At 37.8% G+C, this 23489-nt stretch carries 15 protein-coding genes; 10 read left to right on the top strand and 5 right to left on the bottom strand.

Translation table 11 applies throughout. The features are described 5' to 3' along the window. Genes CYP64_RS05510 through CYP64_RS05500 form a run of 3 tightly spaced genes read right to left on the bottom strand, consistent with a single transcriptional unit; the run spans window position 1 to window position 5211 of the window. The gene (locus tag CYP64_RS05510; RefSeq protein WP_103648982.1) at window positions 1-1929 is read right to left on the bottom strand and encodes a MacB family efflux pump subunit; all 1929 of its coding nucleotides are present in this window, start codon (window positions 1927-1929) and stop codon (window positions 1-3) included. Next, entirely contained in the window at window positions 1930-3123 is a 1194-nt protein-coding gene (locus tag CYP64_RS05505) for an efflux RND transporter periplasmic adaptor subunit (protein WP_103648981.1), read from the bottom strand. A gap of 54 nt (window positions 3124-3177) precedes the next feature. Continuing rightward, window positions 3178-5211: an ATP-dependent helicase gene (locus tag CYP64_RS05500; RefSeq protein WP_103648980.1), complete on the bottom strand. Its 2034-nt coding sequence runs from the start codon at window positions 5209-5211 to the stop codon at window positions 3178-3180. Between the two features lie 65 nt (window positions 5212-5276). On the opposite strand from CYP64_RS05500, the gene pbpC reads away from it, so the two are divergent. From pbpC to CYP64_RS05460, 8 genes are all read left to right on the top strand, one after another. Continuing rightward, the gene (gene pbpC / locus CYP64_RS05495; RefSeq protein WP_103648979.1) at window positions 5277-7445 is read left to right on the top strand and encodes a penicillin-binding protein 1C; all 2169 of its coding nucleotides are present in this window, start codon (window positions 5277-5279) and stop codon (window positions 7443-7445) included. A gap of 1 nt (window position 7446) precedes the next feature. Further along, on the top strand, window positions 7447-12567 hold the full coding sequence (locus tag CYP64_RS05490) for an alpha-2-macroglobulin family protein (protein ID WP_103648978.1): 5121 nt from the start codon (window positions 7447-7449) through the stop codon (window positions 12565-12567). 119 nt (window positions 12568-12686) lie between these two features. After that, window positions 12687-15311: a valine--tRNA ligase gene (locus CYP64_RS05485; protein WP_103648977.1), complete on the top strand. Its 2625-nt coding sequence runs from the start codon at window positions 12687-12689 to the stop codon at window positions 15309-15311. Continuing rightward, window positions 15311-16267, top strand: coding sequence for a methionine ABC transporter ATP-binding protein (locus CYP64_RS05480; RefSeq protein WP_103648976.1), 957 nt, complete (start codon window positions 15311-15313; stop codon window positions 16265-16267). Before CYP64_RS05485 ends, CYP64_RS05480 begins: the two co-directional genes overlap by 1 nt. Continuing rightward, window positions 16267-16941 (top strand): methionine ABC transporter permease, encoded by a 675-nt coding sequence (locus CYP64_RS05475; protein ID WP_103648975.1) that lies wholly within the window; start codon window positions 16267-16269, stop codon window positions 16939-16941. The genes CYP64_RS05480 and CYP64_RS05475 overlap by 1 nt, the downstream gene beginning before the upstream one ends. Window positions 16942-17197: 256 nt before the next feature. Beyond that, complete coding sequence (locus tag CYP64_RS05470; protein WP_103648974.1) at window positions 17198-17980, top strand: MetQ/NlpA family ABC transporter substrate-binding protein; 783 nt, start codon at window positions 17198-17200, stop codon at window positions 17978-17980. A 75-nt stretch (window positions 17981-18055) separates the two neighbouring features. Next, on the top strand, window positions 18056-18835 hold the full coding sequence (locus CYP64_RS05465) for a MetQ/NlpA family ABC transporter substrate-binding protein (protein ID WP_021091343.1): 780 nt from the start codon (window positions 18056-18058) through the stop codon (window positions 18833-18835). Between the two features lie 138 nt (window positions 18836-18973). Continuing rightward, complete coding sequence (locus CYP64_RS05460; protein WP_103648973.1) at window positions 18974-19564, top strand: DedA family protein; 591 nt, start codon at window positions 18974-18976, stop codon at window positions 19562-19564. Window positions 19565-19636: 72 nt separating this feature from the next. Here CYP64_RS05460 and murI read toward each other — a convergent pair whose 3' ends face one another. Beyond that, window positions 19637-20425: a glutamate racemase gene (gene murI / locus CYP64_RS05455; RefSeq protein WP_103648972.1), complete on the bottom strand. Its 789-nt coding sequence runs from the start codon at window positions 20423-20425 to the stop codon at window positions 19637-19639. A 92-nt stretch (window positions 20426-20517) separates the two neighbouring features. On the opposite strand from murI, the gene CYP64_RS05450 reads away from it, so the two are divergent. Both CYP64_RS05450 and murG read left to right on the top strand, forming a co-directional pair. Then, complete coding sequence (locus CYP64_RS05450) at window positions 20518-21678, top strand: FtsW/RodA/SpoVE family cell cycle protein (RefSeq protein WP_021091312.1); 1161 nt, start codon at window positions 20518-20520, stop codon at window positions 21676-21678. Continuing rightward, window positions 21675-22697 (top strand): undecaprenyldiphospho-muramoylpentapeptide beta-N-acetylglucosaminyltransferase, encoded by a 1023-nt coding sequence (gene murG / locus CYP64_RS05445; RefSeq protein ID WP_103648971.1) that lies wholly within the window; start codon window positions 21675-21677, stop codon window positions 22695-22697. Before CYP64_RS05450 ends, murG begins: the two co-directional genes overlap by 4 nt. Here the strand turns inward: murG and CYP64_RS05440 are convergent. Continuing rightward, entirely contained in the window at window positions 22689-23423 is a 735-nt protein-coding gene (locus CYP64_RS05440) for an imidazole glycerol phosphate synthase (protein WP_103619260.1), read from the bottom strand. The two genes, murG and CYP64_RS05440, sit on opposite strands and share 9 nt — an antisense overlap. Between the last annotated feature and the right edge of the window lie 66 nt (window positions 23424-23489).

Below are 23489 nucleotides of genomic sequence, written 5' to 3'. Positions count from 1 at the left end.
TTACTCCCTTGAAAGCGCATCTATTGGATTTAGTTTTGAGGCATTTTTGGCGGGCATGTAGCCAAAGATGATACCAATGGCCATCGATGTAACAAGCGCAAGCACGATCGAGCCGTTTGAAAAGATCATGGTAAAACCATCTAAAAAGTTGTTAAAGATGTAGCCTATAGCGTAGGAAAAGGCTATGCCGATAGCTCCACCAATTAAGCAAAGTAGCACTGCCTCTATCAAAAACTGCTGTAAGATGTTGCTCTGTCTGGCTCCGATCGCCATTTTTATGCCTATCTCTTTGGTGCGTTCGGTGACTGAGACTAGCATGATGTTCATCACGCCTATACCACCAACTACTAGTGAAACTACGGCGATACTTGATATTAGAAGGCGCATGGTTGAGATCGTCTCTTCGATAGTCTGCTTGATACTATCAGAATTTCTTGTAAAGAAGTCTTTTTTGCCGTGTTTTATCGTTAAAAGATCAGTTAGGCTCTTTTCTGCGATTTGAGCATTTACGCTTTCATTTACTTTTACGGTTATTGAGCTAATAAATTTATCGCCCGTTATCTTGTTTATCACGGTCGTATATGGAGCATAAATTTTAAGTGAGCTAGCATCACCGACTTTAAACTCATCTTTTTGCAAAACGCCTATAATGCGAAGTGGCTTTTTATTAAAAAGTATGATCTTGCCGATCGGATCTTCGTTTTTAAATATACTATTTTTGGTATTTTGATCTATTAATGTGACAGAATCTGAGTTTAAGACCTCGTCGTCATCGTAAATTCTTCCTTTTTCTAGCTTTAGTCCATTTACGTCAAAGCTCCCTACTCCACCACCTTTTAATGTCGCTGTTAAGGAGATATTTTCATACGTTAGTACGCCTGAAGTGCTTGTATTTGGAGTGACTGAGTCCAGAAATGACTGTTTTGAGAGCATATTTGCGTCACTTATAGAGAGCGTTTTTACCCTACCTGAGAGCATATCGCCAAAGCCTTTTCCTGGCATTATGTCGATCGTATTTGTGCCGATTTTTCTGATGCCAGCTAAAATTTGCTCCTGTGAGCCTTTGCCAAGAGCTACGACGCTAATGACCGCCGTGATGCCAATTATAATGCCAAGCATGGTTAAGAGCGATCTTAATTTGTGAGCTAGCATCGCGCTTACCGACATCTTAAAGCTTTCAATTAGCTGATCTTTATAGTAGGTAAATTTACTTTTTTCTGGCTGAGTTTGCTTTTTGGCCTCAAAAATTTCACTATTTTTTACATTATCGTTTACGATGTTGCCATCTTTTATCTCGATCACACGACTAGCATACTCGGCGATCTTTGGATCGTGCGTGACGATGATGATGGTGTGACCTTTTTTGTAAAGATCCACTAAAATTTCCATCACTCTAAGACCACTTTTGCTATCAAGCGCTCCTGTTGGCTCATCTGCCAAGATGATCTCGCCCCCATTCATCAGCGCCCTTGCTATGGAGACCCTTTGCTGCTGTCCGCCTGAGAGTTTATTTGGTAAATTTTTTGCTTTTTCGCTAAGGCCAAGAGAGTCTAAAATCTCCATCCCTCTTTTTTCTCGGTCGCTCTTATTTGCCCCTGCGTAGATGCTTGGCAGCGCTACATTTTCAAGAGCATTCATTGTGCTAAGAAGGTTATATCTTTGAAAGATAAAGCCAAATTTATCTCGTCTAAGCTTAGCAAGTGCGTCGCTATCAAATTTTGATATATCTCTGCCATCTAGTAAGTACTGCCCGCCACTTGGGCTATCAAGGCAGCCAAGGATGTTCATAAGAGTTGATTTACCAGAGCCAGACTGACCTATGATAGCTATAAATTCGCCCTTTTTTATCTCTAAATTTATACCATGAAGAATTTCTATTTCATTCTCACCTAGCTTAAAGCTTTTTGTGATATTTTTTAGACTTATCACTTAAAACTTCTTATTTTCTTTTTCGATCATCTTGGCTATTTCGCTTGCTGAGCCTTGTGATGTGATGATCTCATCACCCTCATTTACGCCACTAATGATCTGCGTATCGAGGTTGTCTTTTATGCCGGTTTTGACCGCTGTTTTTATCGCTTTGCCATCTTTTAAAATATAGACAAACGTGCCGTTTTCATCTCTTTTAATGCCGATGCTTGGTACTATGATAGCATCCTTTACGTTTGCTATTAAAAGCTCATTTTGCGTGGTCATGCCTATTCTTAAAATTTTATCTTTATTTTCAACTATGCTTTGCGCGTAATAATAAACAGCTGAGTTGCTTGAAGTGCTTGAACTTGTAGATTTGCTACTACTGCTAGAGCCGTAGCTACCATCGCTTAATGTCGTTAAGCCAGGGTCGATTGAGCTAACCGTCGTTTGAAATTTTTTCGTTGGCTCAGAGAGGATCGAGTATTCAACTGGCGTGCCAACTTTTATCTTTGTGATGTCGCCCTCGGCTATTTGCATCTTCATCTTAACATAGCTAAGATCTGCGATCTTTACGATAGTTGGCGTAGTTTGATTAGCATTTACAGTCTGTCCCTCCTCTACTTGCACGCTAACTACGACGCCATCTCTTGGTGCGGTGATCTTTGTGTAGCCTAAATTTATCTTAGCTGTGCTTAGCTCGATATTTGTTTGCTTTATCTGAGCCTCGAGCTCCTTTATCTTGGCACTGTTTGCGCTATAAGTATTTTTTGCGCTTTCAAATTCTTGTTTTGAAGTGGCGTTTTTGGCAAAAAGTGCATTTTCTCTATCAAACTGCGTTTTTGCAATGTTTAGAGCCACTTTTGCACTTTCAAGCTGAGCTTTATAGATAGCAAGTTGAGCTTCTTTATTGTCTATGCTATTTTGCTGTGTCGAGCTATCGATACTTGCGATCATATCGCCTTTTTTGACCTGATCTCCAAGCTTAACATAGAGTTTTTTTATCTGGCCGCTCACCTGAGCACCAACATCAACTAGCTCGGTAGCAAAAATTTCTCCAGTGGCATCGACCTTTTTGCTAAATGAACCTTTTTTTGCCTTTTTGGTGATAAATTCCACCTTTTCATCTTTTATCTTAAAAAAATTATCATAGATAAAATATCCACCGACGCCTAAAATAAGCAGGATTATTAAAATTTTAGATTTTTTCATCGCTTCTCTTTGTAAAAAATTGGTCAATTTTACTTAATAAGATTAAAATTCTCTTTAAACTTCCTCTTTTGCCATGCCAGCCTCTATCAAAAACCTACTCGGTTGGTAGTTGATCTTCTTTATCTTGTCGTATTTTGCGTAACTAAGATAGAGTTCGTCTTTTGCTCTAGTTACGGCTACGTAAAAGAGCCGTCTTTCTTCTTCTAGGCTACCGCCCATGCTCATTAGCTTTAAATTTGGAAAGCGGTTTTGCGCGAGATCGACGATAAAAACTTGGTCAAACTCAAGCCCCTTGCTCGCATGCACGCTAAGTAAGCTAACGCCCTGCCCTTCGCTCATCTCGTTGCTGCCAAGGGCTAAGAAGTTATAAAATTTACTGATATCTTGATACTTTTTAGCTAGCTCGCTTAGCACCACGCTCTTTGCCATTATGCGCTCTTTGACCTCTTCTTTGAGTGCTAGGTCAACGTTGCCATTTTTTAGAGTTGCCCTTTTTGTGCTGAGATTTTCAACGATTAGAGAGTAAATTTTACTAGTTTTTATCTCGTTTATCATCGTGGCTGGCTTTGAGACATTTCTCATGCCTCTTAAAAAGTTGTAAATTTCATATAAAAACTGCGCCCCACTCTCGCTTAGCTTTTGTAGCTTTAGCACTGGATGACCTAGGAATTTATCGCTAAAGCCAAGCTTAGAAAACCTTGAAACCTCGGCAAATTCGTCAAGATCATCAAAAAGACCAAGCTGATAGTTTCGCCTTTTGTTTGATGAGATATTTACGCTCTCATCTGGCTCAACTATCCCTTTTATCAAATTTCCATGTCCAAGCTTAAGCAGTGCGTCAAAAATTTCTTTGCTAACTGCGCTGCCAACGCCCTTTGCGTATTCGCAGATGTGGATAAATGCCATTATATCTTTTGGATTGACATAAATTCCCATGATGTCGATGAGTGCCTTGATCTCGCGGCTCTCAAAAAAGCTCACCCCGCCCTTTCGCTTTGAGCTGATACCTCGCTCTTTTAGCGCAACCTCGATGCCATCAGCTGATGAGTTATTTCTAAAGATGATAGCAATGTTTTCCCTATTAAATGGCGAAAGCGAGATAATGTCGGCAATGTTTTGATACTGATCAAAAAGCTCGTTATAAGCAAGCAGTCTTGGAGGCTTAAAATTTCCCTCACGGCTCACTGTTAGGTGCTTTTCATAAAGCCTTGGGTTATTGTTTATGACCTTGTTTGCAAGGGCAAGTATGCTTGAGCTTGAGCGGTAATTTACATTTAAGGCGTAGATATTTGCATTTGGAAAGCGATCTTTAAATGAGCCAATGATCTCGATATTTGCGCCGTTAAATGCGTAGATACTCTGGTCAAAATCGCCCACGCAAAAGAGGCTCTTTGTCTTAAATGCGTCTATGAGGCTGCCTTGAAGCGTGTTTGTGTCTTGATACTCGTCGATCAAAATTTCATCATAAGCTAAATTTGCTCCCTTTTTTAGCTCGTCGCGCATTTTTATGAGAAGATCGTTAAAATCAGCATAGGCAAATTTGGCCTTCTCAGCTTCAAACTCCTCTAAAACATCTTCATAAATTTCAGCATAAACGCCCTGCTCTTCGCTCTTATCGCTTATCCATTTGCCAAAAGTAGTGCCTTGTTCGCTGTTTTGAAATAGCGAGTAAAGGTCGTACAAATACGCTCCACCATAAGGTTTGACGTCGCTTAAGTGGTAAAATTTACGCCTCTCAACAAGGCTTTTTAAAAGCGTCTTTAGCTCGCTTGGCTGCTTTAGTGTGACGCCTTTATCAAGGCTTTTTAAAAGCGAAAATGATACCGAGTGGAAGGTGCCTGCGGTGATTTTGGAGGTGATTTGTTTATCAAAATATCTATTTAAGCGCTCTATCATCTCGCTAGCTGCTTTGTTAGTGAATGTTAGAAGCAAAATTTTCTCTGGCACAACGCCTAAATTTAAAAGATGGGCGATGCGTGCGACAATCGTGCTAGTCTTGCCAGTGCCAGCTGAAGCGATGATGAGATTGTGTCCAAATGGCGCGGTTGCGGCGGTGTATTGTTCTTTGTTTAACCTAGATAAGGGCATTGTTTCCTCTTTTTTAAAAAGGTCTAATTATAGCTACTTAAACTTTAACAGCTATAATCACGCGGATGAAAAAGTTTAAATTTCTAAAATTCCTTGCCTTATTTTTGGCTCTATTGGTTGCTATTTTTTTGATATTAGATCAAATTTATCCACTAAATTTAGATGCACTTAAAAAAGACGAAGCCAAAATTTTACTTGATAGAAATGGCAACATTATAAATATGAGGCTTAGCAGCGACGGAATTTGGAGATTTCACGAGCAAAGCTTCCCAAACTCACTAAAACAATGCGTCGTGCTCTTTGAGGATAGGTATTTTTACTACCATTTTGGCGTAAATTTTGCCTCCATTTTTAGAGCATTTTTTCACAACCTAAGAAGCGACAACCGCATAGGCGCGAGCACTATCACGATGCAAGTAGCCAGGATGCTTGAGCCAAGTGATCGAAGCTATAAAAACAAGATAAGAGAAATTTTTAGAGCATTTCAGCTCGAGCTTCACTTTAGCAAGGATGAAATTTTAAATTTTTATCTAAATTTAGCCCCATATGGTGGCAATATCGAGGGAGCAAAGGCGGCAAGTTTTTTTTACTTTGGCAAGGAGCTAAATGAGCTTAGCTATGCCCAGGCTGCACTTTTAAGCACGATCCCTAAAAATCCAAATAAAAATAGACTAGATCGTGTTTCAAACATAAATGCTCTAAAAAATAGAGTCATAAAGATGCTTTATAAGGCAAATTTAATTGATCTTAGTGCCTTCAAAAGAGCACAGGCTGAGCCATTTAAAAATGTAAGGATAAGAGCCGTCGTAAACGCGGGCGACTACGCAAATGTTGCTTTTAAAAATCAAATCGTAAAGGCTAGTTTGGATCTAAATTTACAAAAAGATATGCTTAAAATTTTAAAAGATGCGATGTTTTTACTAAAGGCTAAAAACGCAAACAACGCTGCAGCCGTGGTAATAGATAATAAAAAAATGAGCGTCGTAGCCTTTATAGGCTCGCATGATGAGCACGCACGTGACGGTAAAAACTCAGCACTAAATATGAAACGAAATACCGGTAGCACTCTAAAGCCATTTATTTATTCACTTGCTCTTGATAGCGGGCTCATCACGCCAAACTCGCAGCTAATTGATACACAAATTTATGTAAATGAATATGTGCCAAAGAACTTTAATAACAACTTTTTGGGGCTTGTGAGCGCCAAAGACGCCCTAAATTTTAGTCTAAATATCCCAGTTATAAATTTAAACTTAAAGCTAAAAGACAACTCACTTTATGAGCTACTCGAAAAGGTAAATTTGGTAGATGAAAGCAAGGAATACTACGGTGCTTCGATAACTCTTGGCAGTGCTGAGATGAGCCTGCTTGAGCTTGCACATCTATATACTATATATGCAAATGGTGGCGTTTTTATGCCACTTGAGTTTGCAGGCAAAAACTATAAAAATTTAGACAAAAACTTAACTCTCATCTCGCCTCAAAGCGCCTACTTGACCGCTAAAATGATGAGTGAAGCCTCAAGGTCATATCTAAAAAATGCTTGGCAGTACGCACAAAACACGCCAAAAATAGCCTTTAAAACAGGTACAAGCGCAAATTCGCGCGACCTTTATGCCATAGGTATTGATGCAAACTACACGGTTGCTGTTTGGGTGGGGAATTTTAACGCCGATAAGACAGATAAGCTAACAGGGCTAAATGATGTTTCAAAGATGGTTTTTGACATGTTTAAGATCACAGCTCAAAGGCAAAATTTAGAGTTTATGGATGCCCCTACTGGTATAGTAAAGCTTCCGACTTGTCTTGATGTTTTTAGCTATGAGCAGTGCCGAAAAATGGCAGTCGATGAGAGGATAGAGGGCGTTGAGCTCGCAAATAAATGTGAGAGTTTAAGAGGCGAAGAGCTTGAGTTTTTAGTTAAAAATGAGCTTTTAAATAAGGACGAAATACAAAAAAGTCCTTGCGCTGAAATTTTTAAAGATAAAAAGCCAGTTTTTGCCTATCCTTATGACAAAGAAGAGATAGTGACAGATGAAAATATTACCCAAGTTATGGTAAAATGCTACGCGTTCTTAGGTGATGAAATTTACCTAAAAATAGATGATTTAAATTTTACAAAAATAGAGAATGCAAGTGAGAAAAAGCTTGATATGACTCTTGGCGAGCACAGCATAAAATGCCTTGATCAAAACTCAAATCAAAGTGAAATAATAATAAAAATAAGGAGATAAAATGTGGCAAAAAGTAGCGCTTCTAGCACTTTTGGGAATGACAAATTTATATGCTTTGAGCCTAAATGGCACTGCGCAGATAAAATCGCCCCTAAGCGTAGAGTTTGGACTAGAAGATAAAGTCAATAAAAATTTTGTTGGTATGCTAAGTGATAAAAAGCTACTTTTGTGCCAACCAGCATTAAATGGTACGGTTAGATTTAATAGTCAAAGCTTGCTACTTTTTACAAAAGATATGCATGCTGGTTTGGATTATAGCTGCAAGCTTGAAAATGGAAGCACTGCTAGTTTTGCCACGAAAGAATTTGAGCTAACAAAGATAGAAAAAATAAGCGATAGCAAATATATACTTAAATTTAATGATGAAGTAAATATTGAAGCTATCAAAAATATTGCCGTAAAAGATGCAAAATTTAAAGTAATTGAGCTTTCTAACAATAGCTTTGAGCTTAATCTTGATAAAAATTTAAGCAATCCAGTTTTTGATTTTGGTGAAAAATTTGAGAGCAAATTTGGCGCAACGCTTTCAAGTGAAACGATAGTAAATTTTGCCGATGAAATAAGCGAAGAAAGCGTAAATATAAATGATAATGCAAAGAGTCTTGAGATACCAGGAATTTATCCAGTGAGCCTTGATAATGGTATCTTAGGCTTTAGAATTTATCTAAAAAATTGGCTTGATGACGACATTAACTTAAAAAAATTTATAAACATTAAAGGTGTAAAAAACTTTAGCATTAGTGACGTTAAATATAGTGACAGCTATGAAGAAAACTCAGAGCTTAGCGAGTATTATTACTACATTGATATTACAAGTGACGATTTTAAGCCACAAAATAGTTATGAAATCACCATTAAGCCCGGTTTTGGCGATGATAGAAATGTAGTAAGAGAAGAAAGTAGCTATGAAGTAGTAGCTGGCAATTTTACTCCATTTGCAAATTTTATAAATAATGAGCCATATATCTCAAGCGTCGGTGAGATCGGTATCAGAAGTGCAAATTTGCCTGAGTTAAATGTAAGCATTGAAAAGCTAAGCGATCAAAATTTTAGATATTTCTTAAATTTTAATGACAATAACGAAGAGTTAAGCAACTTCAGCACAAAAGTGGCAAGCAAAAGCTATAAACTTGATGGCGCATTAAATGAAATTTCTCTAAATAAAATCAAACTCGACTTTGCCGGGGCTGGAGACGGAGTTTATAAGATAAACTTAAACTACGGCAAAGATAAGAGCGTCTCAAAAGTAGTCTATCTAAGTGATATCGCCGTAAATGCAAAGCTTGGCAAGGATGAAATTTTCGTATTTGCAAATCGCCTTGGCGAAAATACAATGCTTCCAAACGCAAATGTGAAAATTTATGGCAAAAAGAACGAAGAAATCGCAGTTGGTGCGACAAATGATATAGGCGTTTTTAAATTTAACAAAAAAGATATTTACAAAGATATCTCCTCAGTGGTTGTCTCTCTTGGAAAAGAGCAAAATTTTCTTATTTTAAAAGAAGACGAAGCGCTAAATGAAGCGAAATTTATGAGCCAAAATGCCAGTGAGAGTATCAATGCGTACGTTCATTTTGCTTCAAATATCATAAGACCAAATGAGAGTTTAAAGGGTGCAATCTATCTAAGAGATAGAGATTTTAATCCTTTAAAAAATATGCCTATAAAGATAAAATTTTTCGATCCACAAGGCAAAAGTAGTGCTGAAATTTCAAAAAATACAAATGACGTTGGCATGGTAAATTTTGAAAAAGAGATACTAAGCGATCTAAGCGGTAGATTTAATATGCAAGTAATTTACGCAAGTAAAGTGATCTCAAATGTGCCATTTTTTGTTGAGAGTTTTATGCCAAATAGGATAAAAAATGAGATAACGCTTGAGAGAGATAAATTTTTCGCAAATGAGCTTGTTAGAGCAAATCTAGCTAGTAACTATCTCTTTGGTGGCGCTGCTAGCGAGCTTGATGGCAGCATGCAGGTGAGCTTTTTTGATGATGAATATAAAAATAGTGAGTTTAAAGAGTATAAATTTAAAAACAATACGCTAAAACCAAGCGCTTATCCATCTTTTGAAAACGATCTCACTCTTTCAAAAGATGGTAAATCAAGTCAAATGATAGATCTTAGCTTCAGCACCAAAAATGCCTCTTCTATCATAACAGGCGTGATAAATTTCAATGTAAATGATGACGGCAAAAACGTAAGCGATACAAAAAGCTTTACGCTCTATCCTTATAAAGATATGGTTGGTATCGCAGCAAGCACGACATTTGCTGAGCCAAACGAAGATGTAAAAATAAGAACGGTTGTAGTAGATATGTCAAGTCAAAAGGCCGTAAAATCAAATTTAAAATTTGATATAAAACGCGTTACTTGGCAATACCAAAGAGATGCAAATGGCTATATAAAGTGGTTTCAAACGCTAGAAGATGTGGATAATTTTTATAAAGATAATGGCGAGTTTAGCTACAAATTTACACAAAGCGGCTCATATGTGATCATCGCTACAAATCTAGTAAGTGGAGCAAGCACAAGCCTTGATATGGACGTAAGTGGCTACAACTACTCTACTCTAGCGCCTACAAAAGAGCTTAGCAAATCTCAAATCAAACTAAATAAAAATATCTACAAAAAAGGCGATGAACTAAGTGCTGATATAAGCTCAGCCATAAAAGAAGGCATCGCCCTTGTTACACTTGAAGATGGTGGCGTGAAAGCTTACAAGGTCGTTAAGATAAAAAATAACTCAGCAAATGTGAAATTTAAACTTGATTTTGATTTTAGTGGACTTTACGTTAGTGCAAATATCTACCGCATGACAGATGGTGGATTAACTCCGTTTAGGACTTACGGTAAGGTTTATGCTAAAGCTGATAAGTCATCAAGGATACTTGATCTAAGTCTTGACGCACCAAATACGGCAAAAAGCGATGAAAATATAAAAATTTCGCTAAAAACAAAGCCAAAAGCTTATGTAAATTTATTTATCACAGATGTTGGCGTGCTTGATATAACGTCACAAAAGCCAGCTAATCCACTTAAATTTTTTGACAAAATTTTACCAGATGGCGTTTTTGATTATGACATTTATAATATGCTCACAAACTATAAGGTCGAGGGCAAAACTTTAAGCTTTGGTGGCGATATGGCGGCACTTGCCATGGAGGCAAAAATGGCAAAACATGCTAGCCCAATCGATAGCAAAAAGGTAAAAACATATGCAAATTTAGTAAGCCTTCAAGCTGACGATAATGGTGAAATTTCATACGAGTTTAAAACGCCAAATGGCTTTAACTCAGCCGTTAGAGTAGATGTCGTGGCAAATAATGAAAATAGTATGAACGCTATAAATAAAGAAATTCTAGTAAAAGATGATGTGATTATTAAGCCAAGTGCGTTGGTTTATTTGCTAAAAGGCGATGAGCTAAATGCGAACTTAAGACTTATAAACACAACAAATGAGGATAAAAATTTAACCATAAAAGTGGCTAGCAGTAAAAATTTAAGCATTAAAACAAAAGAAAATGCGAATTTAAAGCCGCTTGAAAATAAAGCCTTTACATTTAAAATTTCAGCTCTTGAAGCTGGAGCTGGCGAATATAATATAACAATAAGCGACAAAAATAGCTCAAAAACTGCTCAAAATTTACTTGATGTAGTTAATCCTTATACGATTAGCACCTATGCAAAAAGTAGCGTCTTTGACAAAGAGAGTATGATCTCGCTTCCAAAAGGCTTTCACAATGTTAGTATAGATGCGTCAAGCTCGGTCTCAAGCGTATTATTAGCAGCTTCTAAAAATTTAGTCGAGTACCCTTACGGATGTGCGGAGCAAAGGAGCTCAAGACTGCTTGCGCTTTTAAATTTAAAGCCAAAAAATGAGCTTGAAAAAAATGATCAAAAGAGATTTATTGCAAGCGGTATGAGTGAGCTAATTAAGATGCAAAAACAAGATGGTAGCTTTGGCTACTGGAGCGATCTAGGTAGTACAAATGCATTTGCTTCGATCTATGCAACTGATGTGCTGCTTGATCTTGAAGAGGCTGGATATGAGCTAAATAAAAATATAAAGCAAAGAGCATTAAATTCGCTCTTAAAATATACGAACACAGATATTGAAGCCCTATATGCTATCTATGTAAGCTCCCGCGCAAATGTTGCTGATAAATCAGTGCTAAATAAAATTTATGACCATAAAGCTTACAATACGACTGCACTTAATAAATATCTAATGGCAGCGGCTCTAAAGCTAAACGGCTTAAATGACGAAGCAAAGGTGGCGCTAAAAGATATTAAAAAAGCTCAGATAGCTGATTACAGCAGGGATTATTCTAGCTTTGGCTCAAAGATGAGAGACAATGCATTTATCTTGTATCTGCACGCAAAATATTTTGAGAAAAACGACTACTCAGATGATCTTGCAAATTTCTTGATCACAAATTTAAATGAGCTTAGCTCAACGCAAGAGCGCGCTTTTACACTTAGAGCGCTAAATGCCTACTTTGGCAAAGATGTTGGCGAGAAAAATAATAAATTTAAGCTTAGCTACAATGGCGAAAGCAAAGAATTTGACGGCCTTTTAAACGTATCATTTACAGCAAAAGATGGAAATTTTACCATCACTCCACTTGGTGAAAACAAGCTATATGCTACTATTTTAAGCTACGCTTATGTGCCACTTGAGATTAAACATAAAATAGAGCCAAAAGAGCTTGATGTTTATAGAACGTTTGTCGATGAAAAAGGCAAAGAGCTAGGTCTTGACAGCCTAAAAGTAAATGACGTCATCTACTCAAAAGTAGTGATAAACTCAAAAACAATGGTTAAAAATGGCGTTATTAACGAGATAGTAAGTAGCTGCTTTGAGCCGATAAATGAAAATTTAAGCAACTTTAGCAAGAGCTTAAAAAATAGCTTGCAAGTTGAGTATAAAAGCATAAAAGATGACCGCGTACTAAGCTTTTACACACTAATTGGCGACGAAAAAGACGCCGTACTTTACACACCTTATCGCGTAAGACTTGGCGGCAAATGCTCACTTGGCGCAGTCACAACTGAAAATATGTATAACGAAAGACAAAACGACTACGACTTAGCTCAAAGAAGCTTTACCGTAAAATAGCCATTTAAACTTTGGGGCGTTTAACCGCCCCAAGCCCATATTTCCCCACTTTTGCAAAGATTTTTTTAAACAAATTTTAGATAACATTAAGCATTTTTTAAACGAAAGAGGATACAAAAGTGGCAGAATTTTACAATGCAAAAGAGATAGAAGATAAATTTTATAAAATTTGGGAAGAACGCGGATACTTCGAGATAGACGCAAACAAAGATATCCAAAAAGATGGACGTAAATTTTGCATTATGATGCCACCTCCAAACGTGACTGGCTCGCTTCACATCGGACACGCCCTAACCTTCACACTTCAAGATATCATGACTCGCTATAAGAGGATGGACGGCTACAAGACACTTTGGCAGCCAGGGCTTGATCACGCTGGTATCGCTACTCAAAACGTCGTTGAAAAGCAGCTCCTAGCACAAGGCATCAAAAAAGAAGAGCTTGGACGTGAGAAATTTGTAGAAAAAGTGTGGGAGTGGAAAGAAAAAAGTGGCGGCATGATAGTCCATCAGATGCGAAAACTTGGTATCACTCCGGCTTGGTCACGCCAGAGATTTACTATGGATGAGGGCTTAAGAAAAGCTGTGAAAAAAGCCTTTGTAAATTTATACGACAAAGGGCTAATAGTCCAGAAAAACTACATGATAAACTGGTGTACGCATGACGGCGCACTCTCTGACATCGAGGTCGAGCATAAGGAGAACAAAGGCAAGCTTTATCATTTGAGATACTACTTCGCAGACAAGCCAAGCGAATTTGTTGTTGTTGCAACAACTCGTCCAGAGACCTATTTTGGTGACACTGCCGTAATGGTAAATCCAAACGACGAGCGCTATAAAAATTTAATCGGCAAAAAAGTTGTGCTACCTATCATAAATAGAGAGATCGAGATCATCGCAGACGAGCACGTTGATATGGAGTTTGGAACAGGCCTTGTTAAGGTCACACCTGCGCACGATCAAAACGACTACGAGGTCGGCAAAAAACACAACCTTGAGTTTATCACCGTCTTTGACGAAAAGGGCATCTTAAACGACAAGTGCGATAAATTTGCAGGACTTGAGAGGCTTGAGGCTAGAGATATCGTAGTAGCCGAGCTTGAAAAACTTGGCAATATTGAAAAGATAGAAGACTACGAAAATCAAGTAGGTTACTGCTACCGCTGCAAAAACGTCGTCGAGCCATACATCTCAAAGCAGTGGTTTGTCAAAAAAGAGATCGCAGACGAGGCGATACAAAAGGTCTCAGAGGGCCTTGCTAAATTTTACCCGCCGCACTGGATAAACAGCTTTAACGCGTGGATGAGAGAGCTAAGAGACTGGTGTATCTCACGCCAGCTTTGGTGGGGACATCAAATTCCAGTATTTTACTGCGATGATTGCGGTCACATGTGGGCTGACGAGGGCGAGCCGTGCGAGTGCAAAAAGTGTAAAAGTAAAAACATCCACCAAGACCCAGACGTGCTAGATACGTGGTTTAGCTCTGGTCTTTGGCCATTTAGCACGCTTGGCTGGGGCAATGGAAATGAGCTAAAAAATGAAAAATGGTTTGAAGGCGACTTGGCTGAATTTTATCCAAACAACCTTCTCATAACTGGCTTTGATATTTTATTTTTCTGGGTTGCTAGGATGATGTTTCAGGGTGAAAATGCCCTTGGCAAGCTGCCGTTTGACGACATTTACCTGCATGCGCTTGTAAAAGATGAGTTTGGCAGAAAGATGAGCAAAAGCCTTGGCAACGTCATCGACCCGCTTGATAGCATAAATGAGTATAGCGCCGATATCTTACGCTTTACGCTAACGCTTCTAGCCGTTCAAGGACGCGACATCAAGCTAAGTGACGCTAAGATGAAGCAGGTAAGAAATTTCACCAACAAGCTTTATAACGCGAGCAAATACCTCATGCTAAATGAGAGCAAATTTGCAAATTTAGAGGATATCAAACTTCAAACAAAGCTCGGCATTTATATGAATAGCCGCTTTAACGAGTGCGTGAGAGAGGTGCGCGAAAACATCGACGCCTACCGCTTTAATGACGCTGCAAACACACTTTATAAATTCCTTTGGGATGAGTTTTGCGACTGGGGTATCGAGCTTAGCAAGGCTGACAAAGCGAGTGTAAAAGAGCTTGGAAGTATATTTAAAGAGGCGATGAAACTGCTAAATCCTTTCATGCCATTTCTCTCAGAGTATCTATTTCAAGAGCTTAGCGGCACACAGCTTGAAAACGCAAAATCAATAATGGTGATGAGCTATCCAGAGATAAAAGAGCGAAATTTAGATGTTGAGAAGAAATTTGAGCTAGTTATCGAAGCGATCGTGGCGATTCGTCGTGCAAAAGCTACCATCGATCTTGGCAACTCAAAGATAGCAAAAGCCTTTGTTAAATTTAATGAAAAAATCGACCTTGACGAGGTTAAAGAGTACATCAAGTTGCTTGCAAAATGCGAGGAGATTGGCTTTGTAGATGAGAAAATCGAAAATTCAATAAGAGACGTGAGCGAAAATTTAGAGTCATTTGTTCCGCTTGAAGGGCTTGATATGAGCGGTATCATCACAAGGCTAAGGTCTCAAAAGACAAAGCTTGAAAAAGAGATAGCCAAACTCTCAGGCATGCTAAATAACCAAAATTTCGTGGCAAACGCACCAAAAGAGGTCATAGAGACAAACAAAGAGGCACTAGAGGGCGCTGAGGCTAAATTTAAAAAAGTATGTGAAGAATTAGAAGCTCTTGGAGAAAAATAGTGGTAAAGATAGAAAATTTAAGTAAATTTTATGGTGATACGCAGATCCTTTTTGATATAAATTTAGAGGTTAAAAAGGGTGAAATTTTTGCTATCGTAGGACATAGTGGTGCTGGTAAATCAACGCTTTTAAGGTGCATAAACGGCCTAGAGAGCTATCAAGGTGGCAGCTTAAAAGTCTTTGATCAAGAGATAAAAAATTTAAATGAGATGCAGCAGAGACATTTAAGGCGAGATGTCGGAATGATATTTCAGCATTTTGCCCTGATGGCTAGGAAAAATGTCTTTGAAAACGTCGCTACTCCGCTTAAATTTTGGGGATATAAAAGCGATGAAACTGAAAAAAGAGTGAGAGAACTTTTAAATTTAGTCGGTCTTGAAAGCAAGGCAAAAAGCTATCCAAGCGAGCTAAGCGGCGGTCAAAAACAGCGTGTCGCCATCGCTAGAGCACTTGCTTTAAATCCTAAAATTCTACTAAGCGACGAGGCGACTTCGGCTCTTGATCCAAACACGACAAATCAAATTTTAGAATTGCTTGAAAAGATAAACAAAGAGCTAGACATCAGTGTCGTCATCGTCACGCATGAGATGGAGGTGGTAAAGTCCATCGCAAAACGCGCGATACTGCTAGAAGGTGGCAAGATAATAGGCTCTGGAAGCATAGAGGAGCTATTTTTAAAGCCAGATGAGAAGATGAAAGAATTTTTAGGTGAAGTAGAAATTCTGCCAAGCACTGGCACAAATATCAGGCTATTTTTCCCAAAAGAAGTGGCTCAAAATAGCGTGATCACACACATGGCAAGAAGCCTAAATATCGACTTTAACATAGTCTGGGGCAAGCTTGAAAAGCTAAACGACAATGTCCTTGGCTCGCTTGTCATAAACATAGATGAAAAAGATAAAGAAAACGTGCTTGCCTACATCAAGCAAAGTGGCGTTTTGTGGGAGGTGGCTTGATGTTTGGTATTGATTTTTCTAAATTTCCTGATGTATTTTCTAGGATACTTTTGCCAGCTATCGGCGAAACGCTATATATGAGCATCGTCTCTACCCTGCTCGCCTTTACCATAGGCCTTATACCAGCGGTTTTGCTCATACTTTCAGATAAAAATGGCCTAAAGCCAAACAAACAGCTTTATTTTGCCCTTGATATCGTTATAAACGTGCTTAGAAGCTTTCCGTTTATCATTTTAATCATCGTGCTCTTTCCAGTCACAAAAATGATCGTAGGTACAAGTATTGGCACCACAGCTGCGATCGTTCCACTAACTATCGGAGCGGCTCCGTTTGTAGCAAGGCTCATTGAAAATGCACTAAAAGAGGTTGACAAAGGCATCATCGAAGCTGCTCAAAGCTTTGGTAGCTCGAAATTTCAGATCATCTTTCGCGTTATGTTTGTCGAGGCACTTCCTGGCATCATCTCAGCATTTACGCTAACGCTTATCGTAAACATCGGCTTTTCAGCGATGGCTGGTGCAGTTGGTGGTGGCGGGCTTGGCTCAGTCGCTATAAACTACGGATATCAGAGATTTCGCCCAGATATCATGCTCTACACCGTGGTTATTCTTATCATTATGGTTCAAATTTTTCAAGTTTTAGGTAACTATTTATATAAAATTTCTAAAAAATAGGTCTTTGTTTTTATCTGATTTTAAGTTTTTTTTCTTAAAATTGCCAAATTAATTTTAGCTGAAAGGATAAAAGATGAAATCAGATATGTGCCACATGTGCCGCTTACTAAAAAACGCGTTGTCGAAAGACTAATCTCTAAGCACAAAATTTCTTTTTAAGTGCTTAGAACTAGCTTAAGCGCTTAAAAAGAAATTTAACCCTCTAGCTTAAATTTATCCTTTTTGGTGCTTGGCAAATTTTAAAAAAGGATAATAAATGAAAAAACTACTTCTTACTTCTTTAGTTGCTCTTGGTCTTAGTGTAAGTGCAAATGCAGCTGATAAATCAAAAACAATAATCGTTGGTGCTACACCTATCCCACACGCTGAAATTTTAGAGGTTGTAAAGCCTATTTTGGCAAAAGATGGCTATACGCTTGAGATCAAAGAATTTAACGACTACACCACGCCAAACCTTGCGACAGAGGACGGCGACCTTGACGCAAACTTCTTTCAACACATCCCATATCTTGAAGAATTTAACAAAAACAAAGGCACTCACCTTGTAAAAACAGTTGGCGTACACCTCGAGCCAATGGGAGTTTACTCTAAAAAGATCAAAGATATCAAAGAGCTAAAAGATGGCGCGATCGTTTCTATCCCAAATGATCCAACAAACGAGAGCCGCGCACTTGACATCATAGCTAGTGCTGGCCTTATCAAGCTAAATGACAACCCACTAAAAACTCCACTTGATATAGTTGATAACCCTAAAAAGCTTAAATTTGAAGAGATAGAGACTGCTCAAGTACCAAGAACACTTGATGACGTTACTATCGCGGTTATTAACACAAACTATGCTCTAAATGCTAATCTCAATCCGGTAAGAGACGCGCTTGTGCTTGAAAGCAAAAATAGCCCATATGTAAACTACGTTGTAGTTAAGTCTGGCAACGAAAATAGCCCTAAAATAAAGGCTCTTGATAAAGCAATAAACTCATCAGAAGTTAAAAAATTTATCGAGATCAAATACAACGGCGCGATTCTTCCAGCATTTTAATTAAAATTTTAAATAAGCGACGTAAAAGCTTTTACCTTTTTAGCGTCGCTTAAACCAAACAAAAAAGGAAAAACAATGAAATTTATCAAACTTTTAACCGCATCTTTAGTTGCTCTAAGCCTTCACGCAGCCGACAAGGACCACACTATCGTAGTTGGCGTTTCACCAGTACCACACGCTGAAATTTTAGAATTTGTAAAGCCAAAACTAAAAGATAAAGGCTACGACCTTGTTATCTCTGAAATTTCAGACTACTCTATCCCAAATGTCGCCACAGAAGATGGCAGTTTGGATGCAAATTTCTTTCAGCATTTACCATATCTTGAGGAGCAAAACAAGGCTAGAGGCTTGCATCTTGTAAGCGTTGCAAACGTGCACGTAGAGCCACTTGGCTTTTACTCTAAAAAGATAAAAAACATAAAAGAGTTAAAAGATGGTGCAAAAGTTGCGATCGCTTATGATCCATCAAATGGCAACAGAGCGCTTAGAATTTTAGAAAAGGCTGGCCTTATCGAGATCGATAAAAACGTAAAAGTTGCAACTATAAATGACATAACTAAAAATTCTAAAAATTTACAGTTTGTAGAGCTTGAGGGTGCTCAGATACCAAGAACGCTTGATGATGTCGATATCGCTGCCATTAGTACAAATTTCGTCCTTGATCTTGGCATGAGCGTGGCAAAAGACGCGCTTTTACTTGAAGACGCCAATAGTCCTTACGCTAACATCATCGTTACAAAGGCCGGCAACGAAAATAACCCTAAGATCAAAGCTTTGATTGATGCGGTACTTAGCCCTGATACTAAAAATTTCATCATCACTCGCTATAAAGGCGAAGTCATACCTGCATTTTAAAAATGGGGCGAGCTTTCGCCCTATTTTACTTCTACTTTCATCTTGTTTTAATAAGCTATAAACTCTCTTTATTTTTGTCAAAAAGCTTAAGCTATGCTTTGCTAAAATGGCTCACTTTAAAATTTTTCAGGAATTTAAATGCTACATGATGTTATTGATTTTATAGTTGCGAGTGTAAGTAGCTGGGGTTATGCTGGCATATTTGTGATGATGTTTTTAGAAAGCTCGTTTTTTCCATTTCCAAGCGAGGTCGCGATGATACCGGCTGGCTATTTGGCGCATAAAGGTGAAATGAGTTTAATTTTGGCCTTTCTTGCAGGCACGCTTGGTAGCTTACTTGGTGCTATTTTTAACTATTATCTTTGCTACTTTTTTGGTTGCGAGATCGTTTTAAAATACGGCAAATTTGTGGGAATCACTCACGAAAAAATGGATAAATTTGAAGCATTTTTCAATAAACACGGCGAAATTTCTACATTTAACTCACGTCTGATTCCTGGCATTCGCCAATACATCAGCCTACCAGCTGGACTTGCTAAGATGAATATATTTAGATTTTGTCTATTTACCACACTTGGCGCTGGGATTTGGTGTGCTGTTTTGCTTGGAGTTGGCTATTTTCTAGGTTCAAATCCTAGCAAACAAACACTTTTAATAATCACGATCGCTCTTTTGGCTGTAGTTGTAGTAATAAGCGTGGTCTATATAATAAAGCAAAGAAAAGGCTAAATACATATAAAAATATGTAAAATTTAGTGTATTTTCTAAAATTTTTATTTGTGGTATTTAGTTAGATTTAGCCTAGCAAATCGCCCTCATCTTTTCTAGATGAGTTAAATTTCTTGAAATTTTATCTAGCTCAAATTTACTGAATACTTCATTGCCAGAATAGAAAAATCTAACTTTTGGGGCTTGATCTAAAGTAGAAATTTTTAGTCCAAGCTCACTTATAAGGCGATTTATTGTCCCTTCATTGCCATCAATTATGCTTATATTTGGTGGCAAAATTTCTCTTAGGCTATCTTTAAAATAGTTAAAGTGTGTGCATCCAAGCACTAAAAAACCAAATTTATTTAGATCAAATTTAGCTAACTCTTCTTTTAGATATGATTTCACATTCTCGGTGTCAAATTCCCCATTTTCAGCAAAATTTACAAGGCGTGGTAGAGCGAGCAGCTCAGTCTTATCTTTTGCGTGTAAATTTGCGATTAGCTCTTTTAGTTTTGCACCATTTACGGTGACTGGAGTGGCTATGACAAGCGTTTTTAGGATGTCATCACAGCTTAAGTCATGAGCTTTTTTTACGGCCGGCTCCATGCCGATGATCGGCACGCTTAAATTTGCTCTAAGCTCTTTTATCGCTACACTAGTTGCTGTGTTACAAGCTACTACAACGGCGTTTGCGCCATTTTCTATGAGAAATTTCACCGCATCAAAGCTAAATTTTAAGATCTCATCCCTGCTCTTTTGTCCGTATGGGACATTTTTCACGTCTGCGTAATATAAAAATTCATGTTCTCTAAGCTTGCATAAAGCTTCGTTTAAGACGCTTAGCCCACCAAGTCCTGAGTCAAATATACCTATCTTCATGCCCATCCTTAAAGCCTGCAATTATAGCAAATAATATCTTTGTAAGCCGTTTTTTATTATACTTTGGCACTTTTTAAACTTGGAGTTAAATTTTGGCAGTTGATAAGATCATTTTCTATCTTTGTTCGACTTTGATCGCTATAAGCATTATTTTTTCACTATCTTTGCCAGTTTTTACGGTTTTATTTTTTAATTACGACGAGTTTCACTTTTTCATCCGCCAGTTTATTGTTGGTTGTATCGGAATTTTCATTATGTGGTGGCTCTCTAGGCTCAATCCTGAAAAGACGCTTGTTTGGATAGGGTTTGGCCTTCTTATATCTTGCGGTATCGCCATGGGGCTAATGCATGCATTGCCAGCTTCAATGGTAACTGATGCTGGTGGTGCCAGGCGTTGGATCAGGTTACCTGGCTTTTCGCTAGCTCCAGTAGAGTTTTTTAAAATCGGTTTTGTCTACTTCTTGGCTTGGAGTTTTACTAGAAAATTTAGTGAAGGCAAAAGGACCCTGCTAGATGAGATTAAGATACTTATGCCTTATATTATTCTTTTTGGTGTTGCCATCTTTCTTATCGCTGTTATGCAAAATGACCTTGGTCAAGTGGTCGTGTTGGCGCTTACATTTGTGACGATGGCACTTTTTGCAGGAGCAAGTGCGAGACTTTTTAGCATCGGTATCTTAGGAGCTGCTTTTGTTATGACAGTAGCGATAATCAGCTCTGAGCATAGAATTTTACGTATAAAGTCGTGGTGGGGCACGATACAAAATATGGTGCTTTCTTTCTTGCCTGATAGCGTTGCAGATGTATTAAGAGTGGCTGATGCGCCAGAGCCATATCAAATTTCTCACTCGTTAAACGCTATAAAGCATGGCGAATTTTTCGGCGAAGGGCTTGGCGCTGGTATCTTTAAGCTCGGCTTTTTAAGCGAGGTTCATACTGACTTTGTATTAGCTGGTATCGCTGAAGAGGTCGGTGTATTTGGTATTTTGTGTATCGTAGCTATATTTATAACGCTACTTTATAGAATTTTTAGAATTTCAGCTAGAAGCGAAAATAAGGTCTATCATCTATTTACACTTGGTGTCGGGCTTATTTTATCGTTTTCATTTTTAATGAATAGCTATGGCATCACATCGATCACGCCTATTAAGGGTATTGCTGTGCCATTTCTTAGTTACGGTGGTAGCTCTGTGCTTGCGATTTGTATCGGTATCGGCATGGTTTTGATGGTTAGTAAAAGGGCAAAATTATGATTGTTATTTGCGGTGGAGGCACTGGTGGGCATTTAGCTATCGCGAGAAGCTTTTGTGAGGAGCTAAACGAACGAGGCATAAAGCCTATATTTATCGGCTCAACTAGCGGTCAAGATAAATTTTGGTTTGAAAATGATGATAAATTTTCACAAAAATTTTTTCTACCAAGTAGTGGCGTGGTAAATAAAAGAGGTTTAGCAAAGCTAAAATCTCTAGTAAACATCATAAGCCTAGCTCTAAAATGTAAGAAAATTTTTAAAGAAAACGGCGTTAAAGCAGTTATTAGCGTGGGCGGCTACTCAGCAGCACCAGCAGCTATCGCAGCCATCATCTCAAAAACACCACTTTTTATCCACGAACAAAATGCCGTAATGGGCAAATTAAATAAAATTTTAAAGCCCTACGCGAAAGGCTTTTTTAGCTCTTATGATGAAGTTTCGCCCTACCCTTATCCCGTAGCAAAGAAATTTTTCGATAGTGCAAGAGTGAGAGAGGAGCTAAAAACTATTTTGTTTTTGGGCGGCTCGCAAGGCGCAAAAGCGATAAATAAACTAGCTATAAATTTAGCTCCATATCTTAAAGAAAAAGGCATAAATATAATTCATCAATGTGGTAAAAACGGCTTTGATGAACTTAAAAAAAGATATGATGAACTTGGCTTTAATGAAACGAATTTAGAAATTTTTGAATTTAGTAAAGAGATAGAAAATAAGATGAGCAAGGCTGACCTTGCCATATCAAGAGCAGGAGCTAGCTCGCTTTGGGAGCTTTGCGCAAATGCTTTGCCATCTATCTTTGTGCCATTTCCTTATGCCGCTGGTAATCATCAGTTTTATAACGCTAAATTTTTAAAAGATAAAGGCATTGCTGAAATTTGCTTGCAAAATGGAGAAAATTTAGACAAAGATGAAGTTATAAGAATGATAGAAAATTTTGATCTAAATAAAAGCAGCAAAGCTCTAAAAGAGATTCTTTTGCCAAATGGAGCAAAAGAGATAATTGATAAAATTTTAAACTAGCTCCTCACCTATCGCACAAGCTTTTAGTTCTTTTAGCTCAAAGATCAAGTAGTGATAAATAAGCTCATTTGTATTTAAAATTTTTGCACTAAAGACCGGTTTTATCATAGTTATTATCTTATCAGTTATACCCGCGATCTCCACAAGTAAAAGTTCATCTTTGCGTTGCTTCGCAGCCTTAATACAATTATAAAAGAACGTATAAATTATCTTAAAATTTTGCAAAATAACATTTGAAACTATCCTAGAATGAATATGTAAAACATTATGTATACGCTCTTGTAGAGTATTTAGCTCTGCAAGTAGTGATTTTATTTGAGTAGTATCTGTTGTCCTAGAAAAGAGATTTTTCGCTTTATTTTTGTTTTGTATTTGATACTCTGCTACTAAAATTTCTATTATATTTAAAATGGCGACATAGCTTTCTTGTAAATTTTCATTTGCCTTAAAGCTCACACCGTTTTTCTCAATTTTATAATTTAAGCTTCTCTTTATCTGCTCCAAATAAGTACTAATGTTTTCATAATAGTCCTCTGTATTGAAGACACTTTTAAAAAAATCGCTTTCACCTTTTAAATTTGTAAGCTTTTTTTTAAGTTCATCAGCGTTTTTATTAAACTCTACAACCCCAACTGCCAAGCCGATCTCGTGCTCGCTATTTTGTTCTAATGCTGTCAAACTTTCTTTTAGTACTAAAATTTGTTTTTGAATATTTTGAAAATCCATTTTTTCTCTTTTAATTTTTATGCTTATTTTACTATAAAAATTATGAAGTTTGTCATTAAGAATTAA

It is taken from the genome of Campylobacter concisus (genome assembly GCF_002913945.1).
Lineage (GTDB): Bacteria > Campylobacterota > Campylobacteria > Campylobacterales > Campylobacteraceae > Campylobacter_A > Campylobacter_A concisus_P.
This window is presented reverse-complemented; position numbering and strand designations above follow the sequence as displayed.

Excerpts from the sequence above, each read along its gene's own strand:
- CYP64_RS05505 (WP_103648981.1), bottom strand. The coding sequence starts at position 3,123 with ATGAAAAAATCTAAAATTTTAATAATCCTGCTTATTTTAGGCGTCGGT.
- CYP64_RS05500 (WP_103648980.1), bottom strand. The coding sequence starts at position 5,211 with ATGCCCTTATCTAGGTTAAACAAAGAACAATACACCGCCGCAACCGCG.
- pbpC (WP_103648979.1), top strand. The coding sequence starts at position 5,277 with ATGAAAAAGTTTAAATTTCTAAAATTCCTTGCCTTATTTTTGGCTCTA.
- CYP64_RS05490 (WP_103648978.1), top strand. The coding sequence starts at position 7,447 with ATGTGGCAAAAAGTAGCGCTTCTAGCACTTTTGGGAATGACAAATTTA.
- CYP64_RS05475 (WP_103648975.1), top strand. The coding sequence starts at position 16,267 with ATGTTTGGTATTGATTTTTCTAAATTTCCTGATGTATTTTCTAGGATA.
- CYP64_RS05470 (WP_103648974.1), top strand. The coding sequence starts at position 17,198 with ATGAAAAAACTACTTCTTACTTCTTTAGTTGCTCTTGGTCTTAGTGTA.
- CYP64_RS05465 (WP_021091343.1), top strand. The coding sequence starts at position 18,056 with ATGAAATTTATCAAACTTTTAACCGCATCTTTAGTTGCTCTAAGCCTT.
- CYP64_RS05460 (WP_103648973.1), top strand. The coding sequence starts at position 18,974 with ATGCTACATGATGTTATTGATTTTATAGTTGCGAGTGTAAGTAGCTGG.
- murI (WP_103648972.1), bottom strand. The coding sequence starts at position 20,425 with ATGAAGATAGGTATATTTGACTCAGGACTTGGTGGGCTAAGCGTCTTA.
- murG (WP_103648971.1), top strand. The coding sequence starts at position 21,675 with ATGATTGTTATTTGCGGTGGAGGCACTGGTGGGCATTTAGCTATCGCG.
- CYP64_RS05440 (WP_103619260.1), bottom strand. The coding sequence starts at position 23,423 with ATGGATTTTCAAAATATTCAAAAACAAATTTTAGTACTAAAAGAAAGT.